11 protein-coding genes are annotated in these 19,835 nt (G+C 65.0%); 4 read left to right on the forward strand and 7 right to left on the reverse strand.

Features of this window, described 5'->3' with window-relative positions; genetic code table 11:
• Nucleotides 1–34: 34 nt before the first annotated feature.
• The 7 genes from clpB to KW842_RS05725 form a co-directional block, all read right to left on the reverse strand.
• Nucleotides 35–2,632 (reverse strand): ATP-dependent chaperone ClpB, encoded by a 2,598-nt coding sequence (gene clpB, locus KW842_RS05695; RefSeq protein ID WP_218303148.1) that lies wholly within the window; start codon nucleotides 2,630–2,632, stop codon nucleotides 35–37.
• A gap of 41 nt (nucleotides 2,633–2,673) precedes the next feature.
• On the reverse strand, nucleotides 2,674–3,132 hold the full coding sequence (gene moaE, locus KW842_RS05700) for a molybdopterin synthase catalytic subunit MoaE (RefSeq protein ID WP_218303149.1): 459 nt from the start codon (nucleotides 3,130–3,132) through the stop codon (nucleotides 2,674–2,676).
• Complete coding sequence (locus KW842_RS05705; RefSeq protein WP_218303150.1) at nucleotides 3,129–5,630, reverse strand: DUF349 domain-containing protein; 2,502 nt, start codon at nucleotides 5,628–5,630, stop codon at nucleotides 3,129–3,131. The genes moaE and KW842_RS05705 overlap by 4 nt, the downstream gene beginning before the upstream one ends.
• A 79-nt stretch (nucleotides 5,631–5,709) precedes the next feature.
• Nucleotides 5,710–6,417, reverse strand: coding sequence for a hypothetical protein (locus KW842_RS05710; RefSeq protein WP_218303151.1), 708 nt, complete (start codon nucleotides 6,415–6,417; stop codon nucleotides 5,710–5,712).
• A 126-nt stretch (nucleotides 6,418–6,543) separates the two neighbouring features.
• Nucleotides 6,544–8,949: a bifunctional acetate--CoA ligase family protein/GNAT family N-acetyltransferase gene (locus KW842_RS05715; RefSeq protein ID WP_218303152.1), complete on the reverse strand. Its 2,406-nt coding sequence runs from the start codon at nucleotides 8,947–8,949 to the stop codon at nucleotides 6,544–6,546.
• A 4-nt stretch (nucleotides 8,950–8,953) separates the two neighbouring features.
• Complete coding sequence (locus tag KW842_RS05720) at nucleotides 8,954–9,943, reverse strand: DUF2804 domain-containing protein (RefSeq protein ID WP_218303153.1); 990 nt, start codon at nucleotides 9,941–9,943, stop codon at nucleotides 8,954–8,956.
• On the reverse strand, nucleotides 9,940–11,184 hold the full coding sequence (locus KW842_RS05725; protein WP_218303154.1) for a winged helix-turn-helix domain-containing protein: 1,245 nt from the start codon (nucleotides 11,182–11,184) through the stop codon (nucleotides 9,940–9,942). Before KW842_RS05725 ends, KW842_RS05720 begins: the two co-directional genes overlap by 4 nt.
• 136 nt (nucleotides 11,185–11,320) lie before the next feature.
• On the opposite strand from KW842_RS05725, the gene KW842_RS05730 reads away from it, so the two are divergent.
• The 4 genes from KW842_RS05730 to KW842_RS05745 all read left to right on the forward strand — a co-directional run bounded on the left by KW842_RS05730 (nucleotide 11,321) and on the right by KW842_RS05745 (nucleotide 19,798).
• Complete coding sequence (locus KW842_RS05730; RefSeq protein WP_218303155.1) at nucleotides 11,321–13,957, forward strand: diguanylate cyclase domain-containing protein; 2,637 nt, start codon at nucleotides 11,321–11,323, stop codon at nucleotides 13,955–13,957.
• A gap of 63 nt (nucleotides 13,958–14,020) precedes the next feature.
• Nucleotides 14,021–15,247: an exonuclease SbcCD subunit D C-terminal domain-containing protein gene (locus KW842_RS05735; RefSeq protein WP_218303156.1), complete on the forward strand. Its 1,227-nt coding sequence runs from the start codon at nucleotides 14,021–14,023 to the stop codon at nucleotides 15,245–15,247.
• Nucleotides 15,244–19,095 (forward strand): AAA family ATPase, encoded by a 3,852-nt coding sequence (locus KW842_RS05740; protein WP_218303157.1) that lies wholly within the window; start codon nucleotides 15,244–15,246, stop codon nucleotides 19,093–19,095. Before KW842_RS05735 ends, KW842_RS05740 begins: the two co-directional genes overlap by 4 nt.
• Nucleotides 19,096–19,300: 205 nt before the next feature.
• On the forward strand, nucleotides 19,301–19,798 hold the full coding sequence (locus KW842_RS05745; protein WP_218303158.1) for a putative metalloprotease CJM1_0395 family protein: 498 nt from the start codon (nucleotides 19,301–19,303) through the stop codon (nucleotides 19,796–19,798).
• Nucleotides 19,799–19,835 lie beyond the last annotated feature (37 nt).

The following is a 19,835-nucleotide window of genomic DNA, read 5'->3' on the forward strand; positions in this document are numbered from 1 at the left end:
CACCATGGGTCCCCGCTTTCGCGGGGACGACGGCTTAGCTGAAACTCAGCTCGCCGTTGGCGACATCAACCTTGATCGTATCCTTCGGTCCGAAGCGCCCTTGCAGGATCAGCTTGGACAGCGGATTTTCGATCTGCTGCTGGATCGCCCGTTTCAGCGGCCGCGCACCATACACCGGATCGTAGCCCGCCTCGGCGATCTTGTGCAGCGCCGCGTCGGTGACCGACAAGATCATCTCCATCTTGGCCAGGCGCTGTTCCAGTATCGCCAGCTGGATGCGGGCAATCGCGCCGATGTTCTTCTCATCCAGGCCGTGGAACACCACAATCTCATCAATCCGGTTGATGAACTCCGGACGGAAGTGCGAGCGCACCTCGGCCATCACCGACAGCTTGACCAGCGCAGGATCGGAATCCTCCATCGCCTGAATCTTGTGCGAGCCCAGGTTCGAAGTCATGATGATGACGGTATTCTTGAAGTCCACCGTGCGGCCCTGACCATCGGTCATGCGGCCATCGTCCAGCGCCTGCAACAGCACGTTGAACACATCCGGGTGCGCCTTCTCCACCTCATCGAGCAGGATCACGCTGTACGGCTTGCGGCGTACGGCTTCGGTCAGATAGCCGCCTTCATCATAGCCCACATAGCCCGGCGGCGCGCCAATCAGACGGGCCACCGAATGCTTCTCCATGAACTCGCTCATATCGATGCGGATCAGCGACTCTTCCGTATCGAACAGGAAGCCCGCCAATGCCTTGGTCAGCTCGGTCTTGCCGACACCCGTAGGGCCCAGGAACATGAACGAACCATACGGACGGTTCGGATCGGCCAGCCCGGCACGCGAACGGCGGATAGCGTCGGCCACGGCGGAAATCGCCTCGTCCTGCCCCACCACGCGCTCGTGCAGCTTCTCTTCGATATGCAGCAGCTTGTCGCGCTCGCCCTGCATCATGCGCGAGACAGGAATACCGGTCGCGCGCGACACCACCTCGGCGATTTCTTCGGCGCCGACTTCAGTACGCAGCAGCTTCTGCTTGGCTGGCGTGTTCTTCTCAATCGACACGCCACGCGCCGATGCAGCTTCGGCCTGTTTCAGCTCCGCTTCCAGCTGCGGCAGGCGGCCGTATTGCAGCTCCGAGACGCGCTGCCAGTTGCTGTCGCGCGTGGCCTGCTCCATCTCCAGCTTGATGCGTTCGATTTCTTCCTTGATGTGGGTGCTGCCCTGCACAACGGCTTTCTCGGCCTTGAGGATTTCCTCGAAGTCGTTCAGCTCGCGCGTCAGGCGCACGATTTCTTCCTCGATCAGTTCCAGGCGCTTGCGCGAACCCTCATCCTTTTCCTTCTTGACAGCTTCCTTCTCGATCTTCAACTGGATCAAACGGCGTTCCAGCTTGTCCATCACTTCCGGCTTGGAGTCGATCTCGATCTTGATCTTGGCCGCCGCCTCGTCGATCAGATCGATCGCCTTATCCGGCAGGAAGCGGTCGGTGATATAGCGGTGCGACAGCTCCGCCGCAGCGATGATCGCCGCGTCCGAAATCGCCACCTGGTGGTGCAGCTCGTACTTGTCCTGTAAGCCGCGCAGGATGGCGATGGTCGCCTCAACGGTCGGCTCATCGACCAGAATCTTCTGGAAGCGGCGCTCCAGCGCGGCATCCTTCTCGATGTATTTGCGGTACTCGTCCAGCGTGGTCGCACCGACGCAATGCAGCTCGCCACGGGCCAGCGCCGGTTTCAGCATATTGCCCGCGTCCATCGCGCCATCGGCTTTGCCGGCGCCGACCATGGTGTGCATCTCATCGATGAAGACAATGGTCTGGCCTTCATCCATGGCCAGCTCTTTCAGCACCGATTTCAAGCGTTCCTCGAATTCGCCGCGATATTTGGCGCCGGCAATCAGCGCCGCCATATCCAGCGCCAGCACGCGCTTGCCTTTCAGCGAATCCGGCACCTCGTTGTTGACGATGCGCTGCGCCAGGCCTTCGACGATGGCGGTCTTGCCCACGCCAGGTTCGCCGATCAGCACCGGGTTGTTTTTGGAACGGCGTTGCAGCACCTGGATGGCGCGGCGGATTTCATCGTCGCGGCCGATGACCGGGTCCAGCTTGCCCATGCGGGCGCGCTCGGTCAGGTCCAGGGTGTATTTTTTCAGCGCCTCGCGCTGGCCTTCGGCGTCGGCGTTATCCACTTTGGCGCCGCCGCGCACGGTGTCGATGGCGCTTTCCAGCGCTTTGCGGGCCAGGCCGTTTTCGCGCGCCAGCGTGCCGGCGTCCGACTTGTCTTCGGTCAGCGCAAGCAGCACCATTTCACTGGAAATGAACTGGTCGGCGCGTTTCTGGGCTTCCCTGTCGGCCAGGTTCAGCACCGAGACCAGCTCCCGGCTGGCCTGCACATTGCCGCCATTGCCGGAGACTTTAGGCAGACGCTCCATGGCCGCCGTCAGCGCCTTGGTCAGGCCGCCGACGTTGACGCCGGCGCGTTGCAGCAGCGAACGGGCGCTGCCGTCGTCCTGGTTCAGCAACGCCGTCAGCAGGTGCAGCGGTTCGATGTACTGGTTGTCATTGCCCACAGCCAGACTCTGCGAGTCCGACAGGGCTTCCTGGAGTTTGGTGGTGAGTTTGTCGTGACGCATGGTGTTGCTCCGATAGATTTAACTTATCGTCTAGATAGGAGCTACTTCCACTTATTCAAGGCCGCGTCATCACTAACACGCGCATCGACCCAGCGCGCGCCTTCGGGCGTCTGCTCCTTCTTCCAGAACGGCGCTTCTGTTTTCAAATAATCAATAATGAATTCACTGGCGGCAAACGCCTCTCCCCGGTGCGCCGAGGTGACCGCCACCAGCACGATCTGCTCCTTGGGCTTCAGCGGCCCGACGCGGTGAATCACCAGTGCGCTGAAGATCGGCCAGCGCTGTTTTGCCTTATCGACAATATCGCTGATCGATTGCTCGGTCATGCCCGGATAATGCTCCAGTTCCATTTCCGACACGGCCGCGCCCTCATTCAGGTCGCGCACCGTGCCGACGAAGCTGACCACGCCCCCCACTTCCGGATAATCGGCGCGCAGCCGGGCCACCTCCGTCGTCAGATCGAAATCCTCGGTCTGGATGCGGACTTCGTTCAAACTCATGCGCGCTCCGACGCGCCGATGCGGCGGAACAGCTGCTCGATGCGGCTGGCGGTGCGGGCGTCGGCCAGCGCCGGCATGGCGCACAGCTGCAGGTAGGCGGCGCTGGCCGACTGCGGCTTCTGGCCGGATTTCAGCGACGATTGCAGCACTTCCACCTGCATTTTCAGGCGCTCGCGGGCGAACTCGGCGCCGCTGTCCACGCCGGCGACAATTTCCAGACGCAGGATTTCATCCAGCAGCTTGGCGCGGTTGCTTTCCAGTTGGGCCGCATACGCACTGCGCTTGCCATCGACAGCAGCCAGCGCGGCGTTGAAGCGGCCTTGCAGCGCGCGCTCGTAATCATTGCCCAGCGATGGCAGTTCGGCCCATTTGGCTTGCCAGCCGGCCGCATCGATGGCGGCGCCTGACGCCAGATCGCTTTCCAGCGCTTGCGTCAGGCGCAGCTTGTCGCGCAGCGCGTTGGCCTGGGCGGCGCCGGCGCGGCGCTTGATGGCATCCGCCTGCGCCTGCACCTTGCCGACGGCATTGTGATAGCGCTGGCCTATGCGCGCCTCGGCCGCGCGCGGCACGGTGCCGCTGGCGTTCCAGGCGCTGGCCGCGTCCTTCAGCGCCTTGGCGATGGCAGCTTGCTGGGCCTTGTCGTCGCCGCTGAAGGTGGCTTCTTCCAGCTGCTTGCAGATCGCTTCGCGGGCGTGCAGGTGTTCCTTGCGTTCGTGATCGGCGGCGTGGGCGGTTTCCTTGCGCCTGGCGAAGATGGCGTCGCATGCGGCGCGGAAACGCTGCCACAGCGCCTGCTCGGTCTTGCGCTCCAGCGGCAGCGCTTTGGCCTGCTCCTGCCAGCGCTCCTGCAGGCGGCGCAGCTTTTCCAGCGTGTGCCGGTCGGATGGCTCCAGCGCTTCGGCTTCCACGATCAGCTGTTCGCGCTTGGCGGCTTCCACCTTGCGCTGCTCGGACAGCGGCGCCAGCATATTGGCCAGCACCTTGTCGAAAGTGTGGTCGAGCTTGCGTTTTTCCTTGCGGTCTATGGTGCCCAGGCGGCCCCACATCTGGCGCAGGCGCTGGCCGGCGGCAGCGACGTTTTTCAGATCTGCGCCATCGTTGGCGACTGATTCGGCCAGTGCCTGGGTTTCGGAAATCAGCGCTTGCGCTTTGGCGGCGTTGGCGTGGCGTTCGTCGGCCAGTTGCTTGAAGTGCGCGGCGGCCGGCGCGTAGGCGCTGGTACAGGCGGCGTCGAAGCGTTCCCACAGCGATTTCGGCGCGTGGCCGGAGACGGCGTCCAGCGCCTTCCAGCGGTCGCGCATGCTGCCGACTTTTTTGGCCAGTTCGCTCATGGCCAGTTTTTGGGCCGGCAGCTCTTCCACGGCCTTGACCAGTTCTTCGCGCGAGACGTTGCCGCCCCAGCGCGCCCAGTCGCCCAGTCGCTTGAGTTCGGCGCGGACGTGGTTCAGATGATCGGTCTGGGCTTGGTTCAGACGGGTTTTGTGGTCGCGCAGCCATTTGTCGTGCTCGGCGGCAGCGTGCAGCTGGCCTTGTTCAAGAGCGGCTTCCAGCGCGTCCATGGTTTCCAGAAATTTCTTGTCGGTTTCCTTGGGCGCGGGCTTCGGTTGTTTAGCTTGTTTGGCAGCCGCCGCCGGGGCAGCAGATGCCCGGTCGCCACCAGCGACAGCCTCTGCCGCCGCCGTTGGGCCGCCTGCATCCTCGGCTGCGGTGGCGCCAGCGTGTGCGTTGGCGTTGGCTTGGGCTGCGGCAGGCGCAGGCGCGACGGTCGGCTTGGGTGGCGCGGTCAGCGCGGCGCGGGCTTGGTCGATCGCGGCGGCGAAGTCGCTCAGCAGGTGGCGCGGCAAGGCCTTGTGTTCTGGCGACGCTTGATAGTCGGCCTGCGCTGCGGCGTGGCGCTCCAGTGCTTGCAGCGCTTCCTCTGTTGGCAGACCGGCTTGCGGCAGCTTGCGCAGCTCCGCCATCGCATCGATGATCGTGCGTTGCAGACTGACTTGCGCCTCCAGCCGCGCCGCCAGGGCCGCACGCGCACTGGCGTACGCCCCGGCCAGCGTTGGCACTTCGGCAACCACCTGCCACTGACGATCCAGCTCAGCGACCTGATTCGGCGTCAGTTTCTCATCTGCCAGCAGGCGTTGCGCATGATCCAGGCAAGCCTGCGCTTTTTGCTGCTCAGCGTGCTGGTAGCGGATCGCGTCCAGACGGCCCTGCATCAACTTGGCCACGCGGCGGTCGGTGTTGCGCACCGCATGCAGCACCTGCTCCAGCGCCGGCTGCGACTGCACATGCTCGGCGGCGCTCAGGCGCACACCGGCAAATTCACTCTCCAGTATCAGCGCGACCGCAGCCGCTTCATTGCCATTCAGCGCGGAGGCGCGCTGCGTCTGCTCATCGCGACGACTGGCGGTAGCGGCAGTGGCCGCATCCTGCTCCGGCGATGCTGCCGGGGCGGTGGGAACGGCCGAAGTTTCGGTCGCACGCTTAAAGAGGAAATCAAACATGGTGCGCTATGGTGATGGCTAAAACCACCATCATAGCAAAGCAGGCGGAATTTGCCGTGCTAGTACTCGATGAGGGCGTTTATTTCATGACAGCATCGTCGCGCGACAACTGTCGCGCCGATGGCGGAATCCGCGTTCTGGGCACATCGTCCAGCTCAACCAACGGCAACACTTGCAGGCCAGGCAGCGTAATCTGGCCATCATCCACGTCGCCACCCGGCAGCGCCCGTCGCCGCGCCGCGACTTGCGCCGCTTCCGCCGGCGGCAGGCCGGAGCGTTTCATTTCGTCCAGGTGCTTGTCGTGCATCATCAGCTGGTTGGCGATGGAGAACCAGGTTTCGCCGGCAATAGCGTTGCGCGCCAGTGCAAACAGCTCCTGCTCCTCTTTTTCCAGCCGCTTCAGCAGCGCGGCGCAAAACGCGTCGATGCTGTCGCACACCTCGCTGACCTGCTCGTCACGCACGTCGGCCAGCGCGCCCAGCTTTTCCTGCAACAGACGAATCGACGTCAGCGCCGCCTGGTTGAGCCGGTTCAATTCATCGAGCAAATGATCGGCGCGCTCGGTGGCGTCGCGCAGCGCGGGGATCAGATACATCTCCGTCTTGCGCCAATGGCAGGCTTGATACAGGGTATTGAGGTTTTCGCAAGCGTATTCGAGCTGCGACAAGGTCATGCGGTTCTGCTGCATGAGCGTGGTGCGCACATACTTTTGAAACGATATCAGGCTCAAGCGAACGCTGGCCTGTTCGACCGACAAAGCGACCAAAGTGTATGTGGCGGTTAACATTCTGACTCCCAGGGCTGAGGTAGCGGAAGTAAAAGTGTAAAGTTTCCCGACAGCGGCGCCTTGAGCCAGAACAAACTGCTCCAGCGCCTTGGTAACCCCCATAGTATCTCAAGCGTGCCGCGAATGCTATCGCAAAGGCAATTGCAAACGCACCATACCCAGCTCGGGATGCGGCAAAACCACGCCGCCGAAGTGGCGTATCATTTTTTGCACACCGGTGTTTTCCGACAGCGCATCGCCGACGATTTCCCGCGTGCCCCTGGCGCGGAAATAATCCACCAGCTTCTGGAACAGAATGTAGCCCAGTCCCTTGCCTTTCAAGTCGGAACGCACGATGACGGCGAACTCGGCCGATTGATTGTCCGGGTCCAGCACGGCCCGCACCACCCCCAGCGTTTCCGCTTGCCCCTGCGCGTTCGGACGGGTGGCGATGAAAGCCATGGCGCGGTCGTAATCGATTTGCGTCAGCCGCGCCAGCTGGGCCGGCGGCAGTTCGCGCATCGCGGAGAAAAAGCGCAAGCGGATGTCTTCCGGCGCCAGCGCGCTAAAGAACTGCTGGTGCTGCGCGCCATCCTCCGGCTTGATCGGCCGCAGCAGAATCTGCCCGCCGTTCCAGTCCAGCCGCTCCTCCAGCTCCTGCGGATAGGGGCGGATGGCCAGCTCGGCACGACGGCCGCGCGCCTTGGCCAGTTGCATGCGTGCACCCAGCGCCACCACGCTGCCGCCGATCGCCAGCAGCGGATTCAGGTCCAGCTCAAGCAATTCTGGCAGGTCGGCCACCATGTCGGCCACTTGCACCAAGGTGCGTATCAGCGCTTCGGCGTCGGCCGGAGTCTGGCCCTGCTCCAGCAGCCGCGAGACGCGCGTGCGGCTGACCATGTCGCGCGCCAGCGCCATATTCAACGGCGGCAAGCCGGCCGCGCGGTCAGCCGCCACATCGGCCGCGATGCCGCCCTGGCCGAAGAACACCACCGGCCCGAAGACAGGATCGTGACTGATCTGGATGCGCGCGGCGGCCAGCGTGGCGCCGGCAAGCGCCGCCTGCTGCGGCGTCGCCAGCGCTATGCCGTACGCGGACATCAGTGCGCGCGCGTCGACATCGGACAACTCGCTGTGGCCGGCGTGCAGCGCCGCCTGCACCAGCTTGCGCGCGGTCGAGCGCCCGGCGGCGCTGGTCGTCGGCACGCCGGCCGGCACTTCCATCAGCAGCTCCTGGTTGCGGCGATACTGGGCGATCTGCAAAAAGCCATGCACAGCTTTTTCCGGCGTATCGTAAGTGGGCAGGCCAGCTTCAGCAAACACCCGGCGCGCCTGCGCCACCGAGCCGCCGCCCAGCCAGCAGGACAGCACATTCTTGTCGCCAGCCTGCATCAGCGGCGCAATCGCCTCGGCGATGCGGTGGCTCGGCACCATCGCGGTCGGCGCGTGCAGGAACAACAGCGCATCGGCTTGCGGCTCGCGCAGCAGCGCCTGCACTGTATGGATGTAACGTTCGACCTGCGCGTCGGCCAGCAGGCCGACCGGATTGGCGTGCGGCGCGCCGGCCTGCGTCAGCAGCTTCTGGGTGGCCGGCGACAGTGCCGCCAGCTGCGCGCCGCTGCATGCCAGCGCATCGGCGGCGATCAACCCCAGGCCGCCGCCATTGGTCAGCACCGCCAGCCGCTCGCCGCGCTGCGGGCGCTGGCGCGCCAGGGTTTCAACTGCGTCGAACAAATCTTCGGTGGAATTCACGCGCAGCATGCCGGCGCGGCGAATCGCCGCATCGAACACCAGGTCGGCGCCGGGTGCCGCATCGCGCCCTACTTTCAGCACGATGACCGGCTTGCCGCGCGCCGCCAGCCGCCCGGCCGACATGAATTTGCGCGCGCTGCTGACATGCTCGATGCACAGCAGGATGGCTTCCGTTTCACCATCGGCGGCCAGATAGTCCAGCAGGTCGCCGAAGTCCACGTCAACGCCGTCGCCCATCGCCACAAAGCGTGAGAAACCGATGCCGCGCTGCCCGGCCCAATCCAGCACCGCCGTCGCCAGCGCCGCCGATTGCGACACAAACGCCAGCTTGCCCTTTTGCGCCGGCATCTGAGTGAAGCTGGCGTCCAATCCCAGCGCAGGCGATTGCAGGCCCGCGCTGCCGGCGCCCAGCACCCGCAGCAGATAGGGCCGCGCCGCCTCCAGCATCGGCTGATGCAGGAAACGCCCGCCGCTATGGCCGGGATCGGCCGTCATCACAATCGCTGCCTTGCCGCCCGCCTGTCCCAGTTCGCTGATCAGCCCCGGCACGGTGGCCGGCGGCGTGCAGATGATGGCCAGGTCCGGCGCCAACGGCAGCGCATTGACGCGCCCATAGGCCTGCAAGCCCTGCAGCTTCTGGTGCTTGGGATTGACCGGCCAGACGCTGCCTCCATGCTTGACGAAGTCGCCGGCCAGCAGATTGGCCAGCACCCGCGTCCCGATGCGCTGCGGATTATCCGAGGCGCCGATGACGGCGACCGAACGGGGTTGGAACAGGCGATCGAGATTGCGGATGCTCATAGGGCTACCAGCGGGATGAGTGATCTTCGGTCACGCCCATCAGCTGCGTGACCATGCGTTTGGGTTGATCGGGTGCGCCACGCACCCAGCCGCTGAAGGTGCCAATCGGCTGCAGGTAGCGGCTGGCCGCCACCATCATTTTCTTGTTGTCGCGGCGCGCGCCTTCCGGCGTGAAGGTCAGGTCCAGCATATCGTCTTCGGTGAAAATATGCCATGGCGACAGCGCATCCTTTTTATCGTACAGGAAATGGGCCGGGCCGAGCGCGATCAAATCGCCGTCCAGCCACAAGGCGTTTTCATGGCCGCCGAAATAGCCGGCTTGCAGGTTGAAGCCCAGCTCCGCATTGTGCGCGGAAGCCCAGCGCCAGGCGGTGTTACGCGCCAGCAGGCCATTCGAGTAATCGAAACTGGCGACGCCGCCATCGAGCTGGTATTCCTCGCGCCAGGTGCGCACTTCGCCGCGCAGGGGCATGGCCGAGGACTTCTGCGTTGCGTGCACCGAGCCTTGGGCGATTGGCCCGGTCGCCAGCAGCAGCGGCGATGGCGAAGGACCGAAGACGGCGTCGATCTCCAGGTAATCGCAGTGCAGCCTCAGCGCATAGCTGCCGTCGCCCTGGCTATCGACGGCGATCTGGCAGCCGCGCGTTTTGAAGCTGCTTGATCCGCCGGCGTGGTCGGCCAGCCGCGCCGACAGCAGCGGCAATCCGTCCTGCGAGAAATTGGCCAGCATATCGCCGTCGCGGCGGTCGAAGGCGTAGGCAAACGCAGTGCTGATCCAGCCCAGGTCGACGATGGCGACCGCGCAGAACACTTCCTCGGTACATAGCGCCACATAATGCCAGCGCTTGTGGTGAAAGCGCCGCCACAGCGGGCTGCGGGAAAACGGCGCGGCCAGCAGGCTCCAGTCGATCTTTCCGACCTGGCCGGCGTAGCGCCCGAACAGCGGTTGGCCGTCGGCGGCCAGCAAGCTGGCGGGGGCGGCGGGCAAACTCATGATGCGGCTTCCTTTTCTGCTCCGGCCGCGTCCAGCGCGGCTTGCAGCTGCGGGCCGAATGCGGCCGGCGCTACCTGTTGTATGTGGACCTGCGGGCAAGCGTGCCAGCTGGCCAGGCGCTGCAAGGCGCCGGCAATGTCACGCGTAAAGCGCTCGCTGACGCGCGCGGCAGGCTCCAGCACCAGCGACTTCACCTCAAACACGCCGTCGCGCCGGTGCGCCTTGGCGTCCAGCCGTCCGACCAGCGCGCCACGGCGCAGGATAGGCAGCGTGAAGTAACCGTATTGACGCTTGTCGGCCGGCGTGTAGCACTCCAGCCGGTAGTCGAAGCCGAACAACTCCAGCGCGCGGCGCCGGTCCCATACCACCGGATCGAACGGCGACAGAATCGTGGTCAGCGTAGGCGCCAGCGTGCCGGCGGCAGCGCTGTCCAGCAGTTCGGCGTGATCGGGATGGACATAGACCGGATCGCCCCAGTCCGCCACCCACGCGCGCAGCAAAGCACCTTCCTCGACCAGCGTCTTCGGATCGAGGCGCGGCGGACGGGTGCGGAAATAGTCGCTGATCCACGGCCCGCGCGCGCAGCCCATGGCCTTGACGGCTTTCAGCACCAGCGCGCGGCGCACCTGCTCGATGGCGGGCAGTTGGCTATCATCCCAATGCGGCAGTACCCGTTCGGCCAGATCGTAGACGCGCTGGAAGTTATGGCGGGCGGCGATCATCAGCTGGCCGGTGGTGAACAGCACTTCGAGCGAGCGCTTTTCGGGCTTCCAGCTCCACCAGCCGCCGGACTGGCCATCGGTGCGCTCGAAGTCCGACGAACGCGTCGGCCCGCGGGTGCGGATATGCGCCAGCACCGCGTCCACCTCGGCGCGGCGCTCCTTCATCCAGGTGGCGGAATACTTCCAGCCCATCGCCTCCGGGTCCAGCATGCGGTGCCGGTACAGCCCATAGTCCTCGACCGGCACGAAGCAGGCCTCGTGCGCCCAGTATTCAAATAATTCACCTGCCGCCAGCGCCTGCTCCAGCCACGGCTGCGGATAGTCGCCCAGCCGGCTCCATAGCACCAGGTAGGGGCTGCGCGCCACCACATGAATGGTATCGATTTGCAGCACGCCCATTTGCCGGATCGCCTCCAGCACGTCGGGCTGACGCGCCTTGCGGCGGCGCGGCTGCAACAATCCTTGCGCCGCCAGGTGCAGCGCCCGCGCGGCGGACAGGCTCAATATCGGTTCGGTCATGCTCGCTATTCTAATAAAGTTTTCAACATTGCCTGTGAACCGGATGAGGTTTATTTCACAGCTTTCACGCCAAAAGCGATATTTCCGTGCAGAATAACCGCAAAGCCTTCAGACGACCGAACAGGATTACCACCCGATGCTTCCTTTGCTCCGCCGCCTGTACCGCGCATTCCTGCTGCCCGCCTTCGGTGCAGCGCTGCTGATCTTCACCTGGGTCGCGATCGGCTACCAGGTGCGCCAGGAGCAGCACACCGCCCATTACGAGGCGGTGCTGCACAGCCAATCGCTGGCGCGTACGCTGGCCGAGCATACCAATCACCTGCTGCGCCAGGTCGATCACGCCACCCAGCTGTTCAAAATCAAATACGAGGAAAGCGGGGGCCGCATGCGGCTGTCTGAATTCACTCGCCAGAACGGCCTGCTGGATTCGCTGCTGCCGACCAAGCTGGATCTGCCGCTGGCGGTGCTGGACCGCGAAGGCCGCGTGGTGGAAAGCATGAACGGCTACTTTGGGCCGAATCTGCGGCAGCATCCGGTGTTCAAAAACCACGCCAGCAATAATGCCGACAGCGCGCTGGTGGCCACGCCGGTGGTCGATAGCCGCACCAAGAAATGGCAGATCCAGGTGTCGCGCCGGCTGAACCAGCCGAATGGCAGCTTCGCCGGCGTGATCATGGTGATGATCGATCCAGCCTATCTGGTGGAGGACTACGACCGGCTGGACGTGGACGCCGGCGGCGCGGTGATGCTGATCAGCCGGGAAAACGGCATGTCGGCGGCGCGCATCGACGACCAGGTCATCATCAGTGACAGCATCGACTTCAGCGTCTCGGTGGCTGGCCTCAACCAGCCGCCGGAAGAATTCCTGCTCAAGCGCCCTTTCGACGCCACCCGGCGCATCTACGGCTACACCGAAATGCCGCGCTACCAGCTGACGGCGGTGGTGGGGAATCCGTCCGACACCCAGCTGGCCCGCTTCGCGCAGCGCCGCAATATGTACTATGCCGCCGCTGCCATCGCGTCGGCGCTGGTGCTGTTATTCGTCTATCTGCTGGTGCGGCAGGCGCACCGGCTGCGCCGCACCGCCAGCATGGTGATCGAAGCGCAGCTGATGCTGCGCGCCGCCGCCGACGCCAGCCTGGATGCCGTGTATCTGTTCAAGGCCTGCCGCATGCGCGGGGCACGGCGCGAGATCCTGGACTTCACCATCGCCGACCTGAATGAACGCGGCGCGCAGCTGATGGGTTATCTCGCTGCCGAGATCAAGGGCAAGCGGCTGGTCGAGGTGATGCCGGATCTGCACTCCAAGGGCTTTGTCGAAAAATACCGCCATGTGCTGGAAACGCGGCAGCCGCTGGAAGAGGAATTCGAGGTCGACTTCCTGCCCAACCGCGCCGTCCACTGGCTGCATCACCAGATCGTGCCGATCACCGACGGCGTGGCGGTCAACGTACGCGACATCACCTCGCGCAAAGAGATCGAACTGGCCGCCCGCAAGCAGCAGGCGGAGCTGGCCGCCGTCAACGACGCCTCGCCGCTTGGCCTGCTGCGCGCCGACGCCACCGGCCACTGTACCTACGTCAATCGCACGTTTGAACGGATTACTGGCCTGACCCGCGAAGAAGCACTGGGCGACGCCTGGCTGCGTGCCGTCCATCCACAGGACCGCCAGGTGCTGAAGAACGCGCTGGGCCACATGCTGCGCACCAGCCTGCCCTATCAGGACACGCTGCGCTGCGTCCACCCTGACGGCGCGATTGTCTGGGTGTCGTTCAAGATCGCAGCCATGGTGGTGGATAGCAAAACCTACGGCTATGTCGGCACGGTGGATGACATCACCCATGTCCGCAAGTCCGTGATGGCGCTGCGCGAAAGCGAATCGCGGCTGCGCACCATCGCCGACACGCTGCCAGCCATGGTGGCGTATATCGACGCCGACCAGGTCTACCGCTTCCACAACCTCGCCTACGAACGGGAATTCAACCGCACCGGCACCACGGTGCTGGGACGCACTATCCGCGACACCATAGGCGAGGAACGCCACGCCTTCCTCGAACCTTATGTGCAGCGCGCGCTGCAAGGCGAGACGCTGACCTTTGAAGAAGACGACAATAGCGACACCACTGAGCGCACCTACGAGGTGGTCTACATTCCGCAACTGGACGAAGATGGCCGCGCCGTCATCGGCTTCCACGTCATGCGGCAGGACATCACCGTGCAGAAACGCGAAAAGCAGCGGCTGCTGCGCTTGTCGCAGGTCGACGCGCTGACCGGCCTGACCAACCGCGCCGGCTTCCTGCAAAAGCTGCAGGATTCGATGCTGGCCGCCCGCATCAACGGCAACCTGATGGCGGTGATGTATATGGATATCGACCGCTTCAAGCCAGTCAACGATACCTTCGGCCACGCGGTCGGCGACTCGCTGCTGAAAGCCTTCTCGGCCCGCCTGACCCACACCATGCGCGCCAGCGACACCATCGCCCGCCTGGGCGGCGATGAATTCACCATCATCATGGAGCGCATCCACCGCGTAGACGACGCGGCAGCGCTGGCCGCCAAAATCGTCGCCGCCATGCAGGCGGACTTCGACCTGGACGGCACCGTGGTGTCGATTTCCACCAGCATCGGCCTGACCTTCTACCGCGATGAGGAAGTCAGCCCGGCCGAGCTGCTGAACCGCGCCGACATTCTGCTGTACGAGGCCAAACAGGCGGGCCGCAACACCTTCCGCGCCGGGCAGGTGCTGCACGCCCCAGCGGGCAACGTGGCATAAATCAAACCGGCTGCAGCCGGCATGCGCTATATTGGCGTTTTTCCGGCTGTTTGACACAACTTCATGCGTTTGCTGCACACCTCCGACTGGCACCTCGGCCAATCCCTGCATAATTTCGAGCGTCATTATGAACACCAGCGCTTTCTCGACTGGCTGCTCGACGCCATCGTTGCCGAACAGGCCGACGCGCTGCTGATCGCGGGTGATATTTACGACAACGCCAATCCATCGTCCGCCTCGCAAAAGCAGCTCTACCAGTTCCTGCGGCGGGCGAAGGAGCGCGCACCGCAGCTGAACCTGATCATCGTCGCCGGCAACCACGACTCGCCGGGCCGGCTGGATGCGCCCGGCCCGCTGCTGGAAGCGCATGGCACGCGCGTGATCGGCGCCGTGCAGCGCAATGCCGAAGGCGAGATTGAGGTTGAATCGCTGGTGCTGCCGCTGACCGGCCGTGACGGCGAAGTCGCCGCCTGGTGCCTGGCCGTGCCATTCCTGCGTCCGGGCGATGTGCCGCGCGTAGTCAGCGAAGAAGGCGCAGATCCCTATTTGGCCGGCATCGCCCTGCTCTACCGGCAGGCATTCGAATTGGCCCAAGCCAGGCGGCAGGAGGGCCAGGCCATCATCGCCATGGGCCATTGCCACATGGTGGACGGCCAGATGTCCAGTGATTCCGAACGGCGCATCGTCATCGGAGGCACCGAGATGCTGCCGGCCGGGATCTTCGACCCAGCCATCGCCTACGCGGCGCTGGGCCATCTGCACCTGGCGCAGAGCGTCGGCAAGCAGCAGCATATCCGCTATTGCGGCAGCCCGCTGCCGCTATCCTTCGCCGAAGTGAATTACCCGCACCAGATTCTGCGCATCGACCTGGACGGCGCGACGGTGCGCGAGATCACGCCCGTGCCGGTGCCGCGCGCGGTGGAACTGCTGCGCGTGCCATCCCGGCCGGCGCCACCGGCGCAGGTGCTGGAAGAACTGGCCGCCCTGTCGCCGCCGGAAGCGCCGGCCGAACAGCAGCCCTTCCTGGAAGTGCGCGTGCTGCTGGAGCAGCCGGAACCCGGCCTGCGCGCGCGCATTGAGGCAGCGCTGGACGGCAAGCATGTGCGGCTGGCGAAGATCGAAACGTCTTCCGCCGCCCGCGCCTCGTCCATCGACAAGCAAGTGATGACGCTGGATCAGCTGGAAAAACTCAAGCCCGACGATATTTTCAGGCAGCTGTACGAACAGCGCTTCGGCAACGAAGCGCCAGCCGATCAACTGAGCGCCTTTGCGGAGTTGATGCAGCCATGAGAATCCTGAAAATCAGCGGCAAGAATCTGGCTTCGCTGGCCGAAGAATTCAGCGTGGACTTCGAGTCCGAACCGCTGGCCTCCACCGGCCTGTTCGCCATCAGCGGTCCGACCGGCGCCGGCAAGAGCACCTTGCTGGATGCCTTGTGCCTGGCTTTGTACGATGCCACGCCGCGCCTGTTGCGCGTGGCCGGCCGCAACTACCTGTCCGATGTGGGCAGCGAGACGGTTTCCACGCAAGACCCTCGCACGCTGCTGCGGCGCGGAACGGCGGAAGGCTACGCGGAAGTGGATTTCGTCGGCAGCGACGGCGCCCGCTACCGCGCGCGCTGGAGCGTGCGCCGCTCGCGTACCAAGGCGGAAGGCGCTTTGCAGCCGACCGCCATGACCTTGAAGCTGCTGCCGGCGGAACAGCCGATCGGCGCCACCAAGACCGAAGTCAAGGCGGAAATCGAAAAACGCATCGGCCTGTCGTTTGAACAGTTCACGCGCGCCGTGCTGCTGGCGCAGAACGAATTTTCAGCCTTCCTCAAGGCCGAAGACAATGAACGCGGCGAACTGCTGGAAACCCTGACCGGCAGCACCATTTACTCCGACATTTCCATCCGCGCGTTCGAGCGCAACAAGCTGGAACAGGCCGCGCTGCAAAAACTCACCTTGCGGCTGGCGGACCAGAAGCCGCTGACAGCAGACCAGCGCGCCGAATTGCAATCGCAAAGCGCCGACGCCGCCATCGCCCTGCAAGCGCTGGACCAGCAAAAAGCGGCGCTGGAACAAGAACTGCGCTGGCATCAGCAAGCTGACAAGCTGGCGCAGGAAGAACAAGCCGCGCGACAAGCCAGCGTGGCCGCGCTGGCGGCCGTGGATGACGCGGCGCCGCGCCATGCCGCCCTGGCGCGCACCGACGCCGTACAACCGGCGCGGCCACTCGACGACGACATCCGTCGCATCGATGCCGACATCGCCGCCACCCACAACGCCATCGCCGCCAGCACCCAAGCCTCACAGCAGGCCGCGTCGGCGCTGGAACAAGCCAACGCTGCGCACGCACAAGCCGCCGACAGCCAGCAGCAAGCCGAGGCAGCGCAACGTGCCGCCGCACCGCAGCTGGACCAGGCCAAGGCGCTGGACGCCCGTATCGAAGCCATGCTACCCGCCTGGCGCCAGGCCTCAGCGGCCTGCGAAAAAGCCGACAACGCCGACGCCGCCGCGAAAGCCGCCCTGCAAGCACGCCAGAACGAGCATGCCCGGGCGGCAGCGCAGCAGCAAGCCGGTACGACATGGCTGGAGCAGCACAAGCACTGGAAAGCACTGGCGCAGCAATGGGAGCGCTGGGACGTGCTGTTCGTGCAGGCCGGCCAGGCCGCCGCGCAGGCCGAGCGCCTGCACAACGGACTGGCCCGTGTACAACGCAACGCGCAAACACATCGCGAAGAAGAAGCGGACGCCAGCAACCGGCTGGCGAATGCGCTGCAGGCGCTGCAAACGCTGGAGCTGCAACGCCAGCAAGCTGCCGAAACTGTTGCTGCCTATCCCGTCGAGCAATTGCGCGAATCGCGCAGCGGCTGGGAACGACACCGCGAGCTGCTGACCAGTGCGGAAAAAATCTGGCTGGACCTGGAATCCCGCCACGCGCGGCAGACGCAGATTGAAGCGCAATCAGCGCAACTGCGCCAGGCGATGGCAGCAGCGGAAGCCCGGTTGGCAGACGCTCAGCAGCAAGGCATCGCCATCATGGCGACCTTCTCGCAGGCCGAACGTTCGCTCAAGCTGGCGGAAGCTGCGACCGCCGCCAGCGTGGAATCGCTGCGGCAGACGCTGGAAGATGACACGCCCTGCCCGGTCTGCGGCGCCAGGGAACATCCCTACCGCCATCACGACGACAGCCTGCAAACCATGCTGCGCGAATTGCAGGGCGATGTGGCGCACAGCCGCCAGCAGATGGAAGCAAATGTCAACCAGCAGGCCGCGCAACGCGCCACCGCGCAGGCCAGCGCAGACCAGCTGAACGTGCTGGCCGCCGAACAGCGCTCGCTCCAGCAGGCGCTGGACCGCGTCACCGCAGCCTGGGCAGCTCACGCGCTGGTTGACGGCGGCGATCTGCCGCCGGATGCGGAACGCACCGCCTGGTTCACCGCGCAACTGGGCGAAGCCCACAACGCGCTGCACATCGTCGAGCAGCAGGAGCGTGCCTTGCACGCGGCCCGCCTTGCCCGCGATCAGGCACAAGCGGCATACGAGCGCGCCGCCGCAGAGCACACGCGCCTGCAAGCCGTGGCGTCCGCCGCGAAAACCGCGCTGGCGCAAGCGAATACCGAATACAAGGGACTGGAAGACCAGCGTATCGAAGTTGCGCTGGTACTCAGCGGCCTGCTGTCCGATCTGGACGCGGCCTTCAGCGGCGGCGATATTCCGAGCGAAGAATGGAAGGAGGATTGGAAGTCCGGGCCGGCGCGTTTCTATGCAGCGCGTCAGGCGGAGAGCAAGCAATGGCTGGCGCAGCGCGCGGCTTACGACGAACGCGCCGCCGCACTGGCCGGCGTAGAGGTGGAACTGAACACGCTGAGCGAAGCACTGTCCAGGGCCGGGCAGGACGCGGTTGCCGCCCGCAGCGCCTTCAGCGCCGCCGACGCTGCGCTCAAAGCCAGTCAGGATCAGCGCATGGCAATCTGGAACGGCAAAGAGATCCGTGATGTCGAAGCCGCGCTACAAACGGCGATTGACGCTGCCAAAGCGCGCCAGGCCGCCAGCCAAGCCGCCGCGCAGCAAGCCGCCCAGGACCGCGCGCGTTGCGACGAAGCGCTGTCTCAAGCCAAGCAGCGCCTCGCAACACTGCAAGCCTCCGCCGCAGCGGCAGCCGAACGCCTGGCCGACTGGCTGGCCGCCTTCCAGCAACGCCAGCCCGAAGCCGGCCTGCACGACCTGGCGCAGCTGCGCGAACTGCTCGCCATCAACGCCGACGACATCGCGGCCGAACGCGGCGCACTGCAATCGCTGGCCCGCGCCGCCGACCAGGCAGCAACCGTGCTGCAAGAACGCCAGCGCCAGCGCGAACAGCATCAACTAAGCGCTCCGCCGTCACGTTGCCCGGAAGCGCCCGAAGAGCACAGCGAACCGGCCGTCGCCGACTTATGGTCCGAATCCGGGCCGGCGCCGGCGCCGACGCCGGCAACTTCCCCGGCCGACGCCGTGGTCGCCGCACTCAACGCGCTGCTGGCCGAACGCAAAACCGCCAACGACCACGCGACCGCGCTGCACCTCGCTCTGGCGCAGGATGACGACAAGCGCCAGCGCTCGCAATCGATGCTGGCCGAAATCGAGCGGCAGGAAGCCGCCGCCCAACGCTGGGCGCGCATGGACGACCTGATCGGCTCCGCCGACGGCAAGCGCTTCCGCAACTATGCCCAGCAATTCACACTGGATGTCCTGCTGGGCTACGCCAACGCCCACCTGAACCACCTGTCGCGCCGCTACCAGCTGGAGCGCATCCAGAACAACACCGCACCGTCGCTCGCCTTGCTGGTGCGCGATCAGGACATGGGCGGCGAAATGCGTTCGGTGCACTCGCTATCCGGCGGCGAATCCTTCCTGGTGTCGCTGGCGCTGGCGCTGGGCCTGGCGTCGCTGTCATCCAACCGCGTGCGGGTCGAATCGCTGTTCATCGACGAAGGCTTCGGCAGCCTGGACGCCGACACCCTGCGGGTCGCCATGGACGCGCTGGATGGATTGCAAGCCATGGGCCGCAAAGTCGGCGTCATCTCTCACGTGCAGGAAATGACCGAACGAATCTCCGCCAAGATCCTGGTCCAGCCATCCGCCGGTGGCCGTAGCACCATCAGCGTTCAATAGGTGGCCCGTACAGATTTGTTCGCGCCGCTCGGCACGACCAGCCAGATGAAATCCACCACGGTTACCAATGGTGGGCGGGCACGGCAGCCTGGAAAGGTCATCGCGTCGCCAGCGTGGCCGAATAACACGCATCGCCACGCCAGGCACTGTTTTTTTGCTATCATTCAGGAACGTTTACGGCAACCGGCCCTGATGCCCTGATGTCATGCAGATAAGCGCCACCTCCAGCTACGCCACCGCTCCCGCGCCACGCATCGCGCCGGAGACGACCACGGCTGCGGCCACAGCCACACCCTCCACTTCCTCCACAACACAGCTATCCAACCAAGCGCTGGCCCTAATCGACCAGCTCAAGTCCCGCGACCTGGAAGTACGCCAGCATGAGCAGGCCCATATGGCGGCTGCGGGCGGGCTGGCCACATCCGGCGCCTCCTACACCTACCAGCGCGGCCCGAACGGCATCGATTACGCCATCGGTGGCGAAGTCAATATCGATACCTCGCCCGGCGCCACGCCTGAAGAAACCATAGCGCGCGCACGCGCCGTGCAGTCGGCGGCACTGGCGCCGGCCGAGCCGTCGGGCGCGGACCGCGCCGTGGCCGCGCAGGCGCAGCAGATGGAAATGCAGGCCAGGGCCGAACTGGCGCAGCGCGCCTATGGCGACGGGCCGGCAGTCCGGCCCCGCGTCGACACCTTCGCGTGAATGATAAAATCCTGCCTTTGTCTTCATAAGCAGTCAC

The organism is Duganella sp. sic0402 (genome assembly GCF_019219065.1).
Classification (GTDB): Bacteria; Pseudomonadota; Gammaproteobacteria; order Burkholderiales; family Burkholderiaceae_D; genus Rugamonas.